The sequence below is a fragment of the Mycobacteroides franklinii genome (assembly GCF_001853795.1).
GTDB lineage: Bacteria > Actinomycetota > Actinomycetes > Mycobacteriales > Mycobacteriaceae > Mycobacterium > Mycobacterium franklinii.
Genome location: NZ_MLIK01000027.1, coordinates 127,022 through 139,303, shown reverse-complemented (window position 1 = coordinate 139,303; position 12,282 = coordinate 127,022). Strand labels below are relative to the sequence as shown.

General features: G+C 65.0%; 6 protein-coding genes. 3 read left to right on the top strand and 3 right to left on the bottom strand.

Annotated elements, in window-relative coordinates; all coding sequences use genetic code 11:
* Window positions 1-611: 611 nt before the first annotated feature.
* The 3 genes from pks2 to BKG76_RS23740 are packed head-to-tail and all read left to right on the top strand — an operon-like array spanning window position 612 to window position 8,997.
* Window positions 612-6,890, top strand: a complete 6,279-nt coding sequence (pks2, locus tag BKG76_RS23750; protein ID WP_070940202.1) for a sulfolipid-1 biosynthesis phthioceranic/hydroxyphthioceranic acid synthase — start codon at window positions 612-614, stop codon at window positions 6,888-6,890.
* 11 nt (window positions 6,891-6,901) lie between these two features.
* On the top strand, window positions 6,902-8,317 hold the full coding sequence (locus BKG76_RS23745; RefSeq protein ID WP_070940201.1) for a condensation domain-containing protein: 1,416 nt from the start codon (window positions 6,902-6,904) through the stop codon (window positions 8,315-8,317).
* A gap of 2 nt (window positions 8,318-8,319) precedes the next feature.
* A complete protein-coding gene (locus tag BKG76_RS23740; protein WP_070940200.1) occupies window positions 8,320-8,997 on the top strand; it encodes a GAP family protein in 678 nt (225 codons plus the stop codon).
* Window positions 8,998-9,006: 9 nt separating this feature from the next.
* Here BKG76_RS23740 and BKG76_RS25050 read toward each other — a convergent pair whose 3' ends face one another.
* The 3 genes from BKG76_RS25050 to BKG76_RS23730 form a co-directional block, all read right to left on the bottom strand.
* On the bottom strand, window positions 9,007-9,369 hold the full coding sequence (locus BKG76_RS25050) for a hypothetical protein (RefSeq protein ID WP_131815842.1): 363 nt from the start codon (window positions 9,367-9,369) through the stop codon (window positions 9,007-9,009).
* Window positions 9,370-9,499: 130 nt separating this feature from the next.
* Entirely contained in the window at window positions 9,500-10,276 is a 777-nt protein-coding gene (locus BKG76_RS23735) for an energy-coupling factor transporter transmembrane component T family protein (protein WP_070940199.1), read from the bottom strand.
* Window positions 10,273-12,231: an ABC transporter ATP-binding protein gene (locus BKG76_RS23730; RefSeq protein ID WP_070940198.1), complete on the bottom strand. Its 1,959-nt coding sequence runs from the start codon at window positions 12,229-12,231 to the stop codon at window positions 10,273-10,275. The genes BKG76_RS23735 and BKG76_RS23730 overlap by 4 nt, the downstream gene beginning before the upstream one ends.
* Window positions 12,232-12,282: the final 51 nt, after the last annotated feature.

The window sequence follows — 12,282 nt, the reverse complement described above, 5'->3', positions numbered from 1 at the left end:
GGCAGGCCGCAGGCAGGCGGGGGCCGCACCGCGGCGGCGTCGCAGCGGGCTGTCGACACGGTCTCAATGGTGGATCTTGCCGAAAAGGAAATCTCAAGTCATGCCGGATCTAGGCCCACATCTGTGGCCTCGCGAGTTTCCACTCACGGTGAGTAAATCGCATAAATATTTCATAGGCAATTACGGGTTCGATGTTTTGGACGTATGCGCATACCGCAAACCATATGAATAGCTGTGAGTGAACTGTGAGATTTTCTTCGAGTCGACGAAATGTGCTTGTAGATAGGGACTGAATAGGGGTGTTGGAATGGGTTAATGTGAGACATTGAGCGCGGTAAATCGCATGATGGCTAACGTATAGTTGCTCTGGATAATTTATGAATTCCGTGTTTCCTGGTTATCAATGGACTGTTAATGCGGGGCGGTTTAGCCGTATGGAAACGGCCATTTCGCGATGTCGCAAGACGGTCGACGGTGAGGCACTGTGATCCTGATCTCCCGAGTCGCGAATTCCTTTCGCGCACCCTATGTTTAGGTCTGTCGGGCTCTACTGCTAGTTACCTTCAGTTCTACTACCAGGCGTATTTGGTGTGCGAGGAGGACGTAGCAAGATGAAAAACGCGTCTGTAACCCCTGTTGCAGTTATCGGACTGGGGTGCCGGCTGCCGGGTGGGATCGAGTCACCCGAGCAGTTCTGGCAGGCTTTGCTGCAGGGTGAGGACTTCATCACCGAGGTGCCTCCCGCGCGCTGGGATCTGGGGGAGTACTACGACCCGGAGTCGGGTGTGCCGGGCAAGTCTCCCTCCAAGTGGGGTGCCTTCCTGGATGACGTCGGTGGATTTGACGCGGATTTCTTCAGCATCAATGAGCGCGAGGCCGTCTCGATCGACCCCCAACACCGCGTGCTACTCGAAACATCCTGGCAGGCAGTCGAACACGCGGGTATCAACCCGCGGGCCCTTGCGGGTTCCCAGACCGGGGTGTTTGTCGGGGTGACGCACAACGACTACCAGTTGGTGGCCGCGGACGCGGCGGATCTCGGCGGTCCCTACGGATTCGCGGGCACGAACTTCTGCATGGCATCGGGGCGTATCTCGTACGCCCTGGGTGTGCATGGACCATCGCTGACGGTCGATGCCGGGTGCGCCGCGGGGTTGGCGACTGTGCATATGGGGTGTCAGAGTCTGGCGGCGGGCGAAAGTGATCTCGTGCTGGCCGGCGGCGTCAACCTGGTGTTGGAACCGCGCAGGTATGTCGGTGCCTCGCAGCAGCGCATGCTCTCTCCGACCGGACGCTGCCACACATTCACCGGCGAGGCCGACGGTTTCGTGATGTCTGAGGGCTGCGTCATGATTCTGCTGAAGCGGTTGGACGATGCGGTGCGAGACGGGGACCGGATTTTGGCGGTCGTGCGGGGCACGGCTTCGAATCAGGATGGGCGCACGGTGAACCAGTCGACTCCGTCCTCGGACGCGCAGGCGGCGGCGTGCCGCACTGCGCTGGCGGCCGCGGGTGTGGATGCCAACACCGTCGGGCTTATCGAGGCGCACGGCACCGGCACGCCCGTGGGTGATCCCATTGAGTACACCGGCCTGGCGCAGGTTTACGGAGTCGACGGGCCCTGTGCGGTGGGGTCGGTGAAGACCAATTTTGGACACACCATGTCGGCGGCCGGTGCGCTGGGGCTGATGAAGATCATTCTCGCGGTGGAGCATGGGGTCGTTCCGCCGAATCTGCATTTCACCGGGATCCCCGACAAGCTCGCCGGTGTCGCAACGAACCTTTTTGTGCCGCAATCGGTTATCCCATGGCCCGGGAAGATCGAGGGGCCGCGGCGGGCCGGGGTATCGGCCTACGGAATGTCGGGTTCCAATGTTCACGCGGTGGTGGAACAAGCTCCGCCGGCCGTATCTTCGGGAACTCTCGTGGAATCGCCCCTGGGGTCGCAGCTCGTCTTCCCGGTGTCGTCGACGTCTGCCGACGAGTTGCGCCGAACTGCGGGCAGATTGGCCGACTGGCTGTCCGAGCGCGACGGCGTGTCGATCGGTGACGTGGGGTACACCCTGGCGCGTCGACGGGCGCACCGACCGGTGCGCACCACCGTGGTGGCCACCAACGCCGACGAACTGGTTGCCGGGCTGCGCGAGGTGGCCGACGATGAGGCTCCCTACCAGGCGGCCGTTGCGGAGGATGACCGCGGCCCGGTCTGGCTCTTCTCCGGTCAGGGTTCGCAATGGGCGGGTATGGGCGCCGAACTACTCAGCAAGGAACCGGTATTCGCCGCGACCATCGCGCGCCTTGAGCCACTGATCGAGGCGGAGTCCGGGTTCTCGGTCACCGAGGCGATCTCGGCGCCGGAGACGGTCACGGGTATCGATCGGGTCCAGCCCACGCTGTTCGCGATGCAGGTCTCGTTGGCGGCTACCGCGGCCTCGTACGGGGTGAAGCCCGGTGCGGTCATCGGACACTCGATGGGCGAGGTCGCGGCCGCCGTTGTCTCCGAGGCGTTGTCCTTGGAAGACGGTGTCAAGGTGATCTGCCGTCGCTCCCAATTGATGTTGCGTATCTCGGGTGCCGGCGCGATGGCTTCCGTCGACCTGCCGGCTCAGCAGGTGGTGTCCGAGCTTGCCGACCGCGAGATTCACGATGTGGTCCTGGCGGTGGTCGCCTCACCGCAGTCCACCGTCGTCGGCGGCGCGACGGAGACCGTGCGTCAGCTGATCGCCGAATGGTCGGATCGCGGGCTGATGGCCCGCGAGGTGGCGGTCGACGTCGCGTCGCATTCGCCACAGGTCGACCCGATCCTCGACGACCTCGCCGACGCTCTCGAAGATCTGACGCCACGGACACCCGTTGTCCCGCTGTACTCTTCGGTGTCGTTTGACCCGCGCGAAAAGCCCGTCATGGACGCCGACTACTGGGTGGACAACCTGCGGCACACGGTGCGCTTCGCGGCGGCGGTGCAAGCCGCGCTGGACGATGGGTATCGCGTATTCGGTGAGCTGGCACCGCACCCGCTGTTGGTGTATCCGGCAGAACAGACCGCACGGAGCCTGGACATTCCGATGGTGGCCCTGGCCGGTATGCGTCGCGAGCAGGAGCTGCCGCACGGCCTGCGCGACTTCATCGGAGATCTGTACAAGGCCGGCGGTGCGGTGGACTTCTCGGTGCTCTACCCGTCGGGAGAACTGGTGGATGTACCGCTGCCCACCTGGACGCGTCAGTCGTATCTGTTGGATCTCTCCGCGCAGACGCAACAGGGCCAGGCTGGTCACACGGTCGCGGTGCACCCTCTGCTCGGCGCACATGTGCGGTTGACCGAGGAACCGGAGCGCTACATCTGGCAGGCGGATGTCGGCACGGTGGCACAGCCTTGGATCGCCGATCATCAGGTTCGCCATGTGGCCGTGTACCCGGGTGCCGCGTATTGCGAGATGGCATTGTCGGCATCGGCCGCAGTGTTCGGGGAAGGTTCTGTGGTGCGGGACATCTCGTTCGAACAGCTGCTGACCTTGGGGGAGACGACACCGATATCGGCTACGGCGACGGTGAAGTCACCGGGTGCGCTCGAGTTCGTGGTGGAGACCCACGATGACGGCGACGCCGCCAAACGCGCCGCGGCGGTCCTGGGTCTTGGTGTCGAGGTCGACACTCCTGTCGCATACGACCTGGCCGCCTTGCGTGCGGAGCACCCGCACCGCGCAGAGGGCGACGACTTGCGAGAGTCGTTCGACGAGAGGGGCGTTCAATACGGCCCGGCCTTCCAGGGGCTGGCCGTGGCGTACCACGGCGACGAGACCGTCAGGTCGGTGCTGGCCGAGGTGTCGCTGCCCCGCGAGGTTCGGGCGCAGCAGGGCAGCTACATCGTGCACCCCGCGCTGCTGGACGCCTGCTTCCAATCCGTCATCGCGCTCCCGGATGTTCAGGCGGCCAGTAAGAATGCGCTACCGCTTCCCAAGGGGGTGCGCAGCCTGCACGCTTACCAATCCGCACGTTCCACCCAGTACTGCTACACCAGGGTGACCAAGGTGATCGGGAACGAGGTTGAAGCAGATATCGACCTGCTGGACGAGAACGGCGGCATTGTGCTTGCCGTGCGGGGCTTCCGGTTCGGTACCGGGGCCTCCGACGACGAGCAGCGTGATCAGCTGCTCAACAATCGTCTGCTGGCCATCGAATGGCAGCAGCAGCGGTTACCGGAGGCGGTATCGGGCGGTCCGCGCCGGTGGCTGTTGGTCAGCACCGGCGAGAGCGTGGACCCGTGGGCAACGGAACTGATCGATTCACTCAAGTTGCGCGACAGCGAGGTGGCACTGATCCAGTGGCGCCCGGATACCGATCGTGTTGCGGCGCTGAAGCTTCTGTATGACCAGCTGGAGGGCGGCACCTTCGACGGCGTCCTCGTCGTCACGGCGCCGGGAGCCGAAGGTGGTGCCGATCGCGTGGCCCTGCAAGGTGCCGACCAGGTTCGGCACCTGGTGCGGATCACCCGGGAATTGGTGGATCTGCCCGGAGAGCCGCCGCGACTGTATGTGCTGACTCGCAACGCACAGACGGTCGTGGACGGCGACGTGACCAACCTGGAGCAGGCAGGGCTCCGGGGTTTGGTGCGCGTCATCGGAGCCGAGTACCCGCACCTGCGAGTCACGCATGTTGACGTCGACAGCCACACCGCCGCACAGAATGTGGCGGGAGAGCTGGTCTCGGGTTCCGAAGAGGACGAGACGGCATGGCGTGACGACCACTGGTACCGGGCGCGCCTGAACCTGGGTCCGCTCGGTCCCGACGATTGGCGCAGTACCGTGGCGACACCCGACAACGAAGGTGTCCGGTTCGAGGTGCGGACGCCTGGCGACCTGCAGTCGCTGGGATTCGTCGCGTTCGATCGAGTGGCCCCGGGGCCGGGGCAGATCGAAGTCTCGGTCACCGCCACCAGCATCAACTTCGCCGACGTGCTGAACGTGTACGGCCGATACTCGAGTTTCGAAGGCCGACAAGAGCTCGGTGTGGATTTCGCGGGCGTGGTGACGGCCGTGGGCGAAGGAGTGACCCAGCATCAGGTCGGCGACCGGGTAGGCGGTATGACACCGACCGGTGCCTGGAGGAGCTTCGTAGTGGTCGATGCCAACCTTGCCGCGACGCTCCCGGCAGAGGTACCCGATAGGGAGGCTGCGGCGGTCCCGGGCGCCCACGTCACGGCGTGGTACGGGCTGCATGAACTGGCCAGGATCTCCGCGGACGACAAGGTGCTGATCCACTCCGGCACCGGTGGAGTGGGGCAGGCGGCCATTGCCATCGCGCGTGCCGCCGGTGCGGAGATCTTCGCCACAGCGGGCAGCCAAGAGCGGCGAGATCTACTGCGCAGCTGGGGAATCAAGCATGTATATGACTCTCGCAGCACGGACTTCGCTGATCTGATTCGTCGCGATACCGACGGCTACGGTGTTGATATCGTGCTCAATTCGCTCACCGGTGCCGCGCAGCGGGCCGGTGTGGAACTGCTGAGCTTCGGTGGCCGCTTCATCGAGATCGGCAAGCGTGACATCTACGGCGACACCCGGCTGGGCCTGTTCCCGTTCCGTCGCAACCTGTCGTTCCACGCCGTCGACCTCGTCCTGGTGTCGAAGACACGACCGCAGGCGATCTACCGGACCCTGACCGCGCTCTATCGGCAGATGGCAGACGGCGTGCTGCCGTTGCCGGAGATCTCGCCGTCGCCGTTGCAGGAGGCCGCGGAGTCGATCCGGGTGATGGGTGCCGCCGGACATACCGGCAAGCTGGTCCTGGACCTACCCAAGGCCGGAGAGGTTGACGCGGTGATCCCGCCGTCGCACGCACCGGCCTTCCGCAGGGAAGGGGCGTACGTCATCACCGGCGGCCTCGGCGGGCTGGGATTGTTCCTGGCACGAAAGCTGGCAGCGGCCGGAGTCGGGCGGATCATCCTCAACGGCCGCAGTGCTCCGAAGCCGGAGGCGCTGGCCGTCATCGAGCAGATCCGGCAGGCGGGCACCGAGATCGACGTGGTGCTGGGTGATATCGCCGAGCCGGAGACGGCACAGCGACTGGTCGCGACGGCCACGGCGACCGGGAAACCGGTGCGCGGCGTGCTGCACGCGGCAGCGCTGGTTCACGATGCCACGCTGGCCAACATCACCGACGAGCTGATCGATCGCGGTGACTGGCGACCCAAGGTGCACGGTGCCTGGAACCTGCACGAGGCCACCGCGGATCAGCCGCTGGACTGGTTCTGCTCGTTCTCGTCGATCGCGGCACTGGTGGGCTCGCCGGGGCAAGGTGCGTACGCGGCGGCCAACAGCTGGCTCGACGGATTCACACACTGGCGGCGGGCACAGGGCTTGCCTGCCACCGTGATCGCCTGGGGTGCCTGGTCGGAGATCGGCCAGGGCACGCACCTGGCGGCGAACGCGGACGCGGCCATCCTCCCGGATGAGGGTGCCTACGCCTTCGACACGGTACTGCGGCACAACCGCGCCTACACCGCCTATGCGCCGATGGCGGGGATCTCGTGGTTGTCCGACTTCGTCGAACGCAGTCCGTTTGCGCAGGCATTCCGGGATGCGGGCCAAACTCAAACGGAGACAAACAAGTTCCTCGATGAGCTCAACGCGCTGCCACGTGAGGAGTGGCCGACCCGGCTCCGGAAACTGGTGGCCGAACAGGTCGGTCTGGTGCTGCGGCGCTCCATCGATCCTGACCGGTCCCTGCCGGACTACGGGCTGGACTCGTTGGGCAATCTCGAAATTCGTACCCGTATCCAGGCGGACACCGGCGTCCGTATTGGTCCGGCCGACGTGTCGACAGTGCGTTCATTGGCGTCGCACCTGTACGACAAGTTGGCCGACCAGGAATCCGAAGTCGCGTCGTCTTAAGGGGATCTGAAATGCGTGGTGGACCAGTAACGGTGTCGTTGACCGACAAGTGGGAGCCGTCTGCGGGGTCGGTGATTACCTGGCAGCCTTCGCCGGCGTCGTACGCGAAGGCCCTTGAAGCACCGGTCAGCGAGATCCCGCCGAGCTTCATGCAGGTGCAGCATCTGCGAACCTATCTGCGGCAGGCGGCCAAAGGCCTGGATTTCTCGCGGGTACTCGTCTTCACCTTGGACATGCCGGGCCGGTGCGACAAGCGGGCCATGGGCCACGTGATCAACGCCCACTTGCGGCGGCACGACACCTACCGCAGCTGGTTCTCGCTCGACGACGAGCAGAACATTGTCCGTCGCACGATCGCCGATCCGGCCGACGTGGAATTCGTCCAGGTCAAGCTGGGGGAGATGACGTCCGACGAGGTGCGTGAGCTGGTGGTGTCGGAGACTCCGGACCCGTTCCGGTGGGACTGCTTCCGCTTCGGAATCGTCCAGAGCTCAGGGCATTTCACGTTTTACTTCAGCGTTGACCACCTGCACCTGGATGCGACGTTCGCGCGCCTGCTGATCATGGAAATCCTCATGGGGTATAAGGCGCTGGTTCAGGGCGGAGCCCCCATCGAGCTTCCTCCCGCGGGCAGTTATGGCGACTACTGCATTCGCCAGCACGAGTTCCTTTCGGGGCTGACTCCCGATTCTGCGCCGGTGCGCGAATGGACGCAGTTCGCCGAGAGTAATCGCGGCAGTCTTCCGGATTTCCCGCTGCCACTAGGCGATCACGGGGTGCAGTGCGGAACCGCAATCGTCACCGAGCAACTGTTGGATGAGCAGCAGGCGCTGAAGTTCGAGTCCCGATGCGTGGATGCGGGCGCGCGGTTCGTCGGCGGTGTGATGGCCGCACTTGGGTTCGCCGAGCGTGAATTGACCGGCACGGATACCTATTACGGGATCACGCCGAGCGACGCCCGCGAGGAAGCGGACATGTTCACGACGGGATGGTTCACGGGACTTGTGCCGATAAGCGCACCCGTCGACGGGACCTTTGGGGAGGCAGCGGTCGCGGCGCAGGAATCCTTTGACCGGGGCAGGCAGTTGGTGAATGTCCCGTTCTACCGGGTGCTGGAATTGGTGCCGGAGCTGAGCTGGCCGCGGCCGTACCACCCGATGATCAACTTCTTCGATGGTGGCGCTCCGCCGCTTTCGCAGTTGTTCACCAACCCGCTCTTGGTGAGCAATCCCATCGGTCTGTATGCCGAGAGCAAGTCGGTGTACCAGCTGACGATCTTCATCTCGCGGTTCCCGACCGAGACGACGCTGATGATCGCGTACCCCGACAATCCCGTTGCGCGGGAATCGATCACCCGCTACGTAGACCTCGTGAAGTCCACGTTCACACGGGTCTGCGAGCAGAATGACGTTGTGCCCGCGCGGTAGTCATGTGGACCATCGTTCTACTGATGGCCCTCGGTGTGAGTGTTGAACCCACTCGATTGGGCTTGACGGTCCTGATGCTGAACCGGCCCCGACCGTTGTTGCAGCTGTTCGTGTTTCTGTGCGGGGCCTTCGCCATGGGGCTCAGCCTGGGCCTGACACTGCTGTTCGTGTTGCGGGTTTCGCCGATGGGCAAGGCGGACATCTCCGGGCCGTATATCCAAGTCGGTCTCGGCGTGCTCGCCTTGTCCGTGGCAGCGGTGCTGGCCGTTACCGCGTCGGTCCGCCGGTCTCCCGCACCGCCGCGCACAGGTACCGGGGGCAAGCTGGCGACGCGGGTGCGAGGGTTCCTGCAGAACAACTCACTGTGGGTAGCGGGCGTGAGCGGATTGGGAATTGCCTTGCCATCCGCCGACTTTCTCGCGGTGATCGCACTCATCCATGCCTCGGGAGCCACACAGCCCGTTCAGTCCATGGCGTTGCTCTTCTTCAATGTGGTGGCCTTCTCGATGGTGGGCCTGCCGCTACTGAGCTATGCGGCGATGCCTGGCAAGACCTATGCGGTGCTGACGGCATTACACGGTTGGGTGCAGTCCCGCCGCAGGATCGATGTCGCGGTGATGGTCGCGGTGCTAGGCGTGCTCATGCTGGCGCTGGGCACGATCGGCCTGCTGCGGACCTGACCCGGTGAGTTATATCCGGAAGCAGCGTACGGGGTGGAACAGATCGAATAGTGGTCCGCTGCAAGGGCCTACCCAATCACCGGGAGGCGCCCAGCCGGCGGGCGGATACCAACCGCTGGGCGGGGCCCAATCGGCGGGCGGATACCAGCCGCGGGGAGGAACCCAGCCCGGTGCGGGATACCCGCGATTCCAGCCGCGGCCCCATTCCGGGTGATCCCAGTAGCGATGACCGCCTCGCCAGTCGACATGGTCGGTCGTGTACTCCGTGGCGGGCGCAGCCGACGCGACGGCCGGGATCGCAAGTGCACCAAACAATGAGGAGCCGATAGCGGCCACGAGGACACCGCTACGCACCGAGGTTCGAAGGGACATCACGCTGTCTCCTGTCACTGGTCGGGTTTCGACAACAGGAGATTAAGACGCGAAAATCAAAGTTCCCCACGGGATCTCTTCGGAATTGCTGTGGATTGCTTCCCGGTTTCTGATGAATGGCTGGGAGGCCTCAGCCCAGCAGGAACGCGAGTGTCACGACACCGGCGAGCGCCGCGGCGGCAAGGACATCGCGCCAGCCCGGATAGATCGGGTGCGGGGAGATGCGGCCCGCACCTCCCCGTGCCGTGATGGCATCTCCCATCTCGGTCGCGCGGCGCAACGAGACGACCATGGCGGCGGTACACAGATCGACGACTTCCGCACGCCGCGAGGGCTTCTCCGGCTGCGGCGGCTGGAGTCTGCGAGCAGCCGCCAACAGTCGGAACTCTTCGGACAGCATGGGGAACATGCGGAACGCCAGGGAAATGGTGACGGCCCAATCGTCGATGGGCACCCTCAGGATGCGTAGCGGTCGGCACAAAAGGGCCACCGCGGGAGCGATTTCCGCGACCTGTGTGGTCCATGAGATCACGGCTCCGAGGCCGATCAAGACGAGTCCCAGCGATGTGACGCGCAGGAAGTCCAGGAATCCACCCACGCCGAGGGTGGCTGGGCCAAGCCTGAGCTCGGGGGCTCCTCCGTTGACGATGGTGAACAGGCTGCCGGCCACCACAAGAAGCCAGACCCCGCGCGGAATGGAGGGGATGCACCGGGGCGAAATCCCGGCGAGTGCCGCGGTAAACAGGATGAGCAGCGCGACAAGCCCGATCGCGATCCACGACGGCATGACGGTCAGCAGCACCGATATCACCAGTGCGGCGATGAGTTTGGTGCCGGCCCACAGCGCATGGATGGGTGAGGGCCCGGGGACCGGCCGCATCAACATCAACGGGCGTCGTTGGCTCATCGGGCACTCACCAACTCGCCCTGCTCCAGCCGAATGGTGCGGGGACACAATGGCGACAGACTGTCGGTGTCGTGGGAGATCACGATGACGGCCTGACCGCTATTGCGGATGCGTACCAACAGATCGATGAGGTCTGCTTGGGCATCGACATCCAAGCCCGCAAGTGGTTCGTCGAGAATCAGCAGGCGCGGCGAGCGGGCCAGCAGGCCGGCCAATGCGACGCGCCGCAACTGCCCGCCGCTGAGCCGATCAATGAGCACCCCACCGATCTTCGGGTCCAGGCTGACCGAGGCCAACGCGCGATCGATGCTGTCGGTATCGGAGGCCGAATACCCGGCGAGCGCCGCCACCGCCGCACCGGCGTGCCCGCGCAGCAGTTGCAATCGTGCGGCCTGGAAGCACAGCGCGACCGCGCCGACCTGTTCCGCGGCGGGGCGGCCATCGAGCAGACACTGACCCACTGACGGTTCCAGCAGGCCTGCCATGATCCACGCCAGGGTGGACTTGCCAGAACCGTTGCCGCCGCACAGCAGTATCCCGTCGCCGGCGCGAACCTGGAACGAGACATTTCGCAGCACCGGCTGTGACCACGGCGTCCCGGCCGCGTAGTCGAACGAGACTCCTCGCACATCCAAAATCATCTCGCCGGAATCGGATTCGATGGGGGAGGGGCGTTCCGTTCCGTCCCGTACCTCGATACCGCCGAGCGCCACCACGCGGTCGGCAGCGTCTGCCTCCTGCGGGTAGTGGGTGATATGTACCAGTCCGAGGCGGTGGTGGGCCGTGAGTCCGTCGAGCACATTGATGAGCGTTTGGCGCCCGCCGTGGTCGACCATGGTGGTGACCTCATCGGCGATCAAGAGAGCGGGTTCGCGGGCCAGTGCCGAGGCGACGGCGAGCCGCTGCAGCTCACCACCGGAGAGTCCGGCGGTGTCCCGATCCCCCATCCCGCTCAATCCCACCTCGGCGAGCAGGCTCTCGATGTCGACGGTGCGGTCATGCGGCAGTCCCCACACGATGTCGTCGCCCACACGTAGTCCGAGCACCTGACTCTCCGGGTGCTGCAAGACCAACGCGGTCCCGCCCACCTGGCCCAGTCCCACCCCGGCGGGGCGTTCGATGGTTCCGGTGCTGGGAGGGACGCCCGCCAGGATGCGCATGAGGGTGGACTTGCCGGTGCCGTTGGCGCCGGTTACCGCGATGTGTTCACCGATGTCGACCCGCATCGTCACCGGTGCCAGCGCATCTCGATCTGCCCCGGCGTATCGATAGCCGACATCGGTGAGCACAGTGGGCAGCGGCCCGGGCGGTGCGCTTTCGTGCGGCGGGGGCAACATGCCTACAGAGGCCAGGTCGGTCACTTCCTCGAGCCGGCGCAGCACCGGCGTCATCACCCGCCATCCGAATGATGTTCCGAAGATGACGATGAGCCACACCGATACGCCAAAGAACCACGGCCAGTGCGCAAGCCAGCCCGCAACGGCGTGGTCCAGCCCTGCCGCGGCCTGTCCGAGAAGTGGCACGCCGTGCAACAGCGTGGCGAATCCGCCGACATTCGCGGCCACCGCGCCCAGAACAACCTCGCGAAGACCCCGCAGGGCCGCGAACACCCCGACGCAGAAGGCCGAGACCAGCACACCCCATAGCGCTGCGACCACGAACATTGTTGCGGCACCACGATTCCGGCGTCTCACCTGACCGGAAATCGCGCCCATGTACGCGCATGTCAACGCCGACACCAGGCCGCCGAATCCGGCGATCAGAAAGCTGATGAGGCCCGCGGCCACACACGCGGCCAACGCCACCCGGATGCGGTGGCGGTAACACAGCACTCCCATCGGCACCGCCCCCAGCCAAGCGAACACCACTGCGCCGGGTAGCACGATGGAGACGACGGCGATGGCGCCCATGAGGGCAGCCGTCATCGCGGCCTGGGCCAACTCCGCTGGTTGCATGCGATGGGATTGCACTGGGACCGATTAGAGCATGGCTAATCCGGCCCCGTG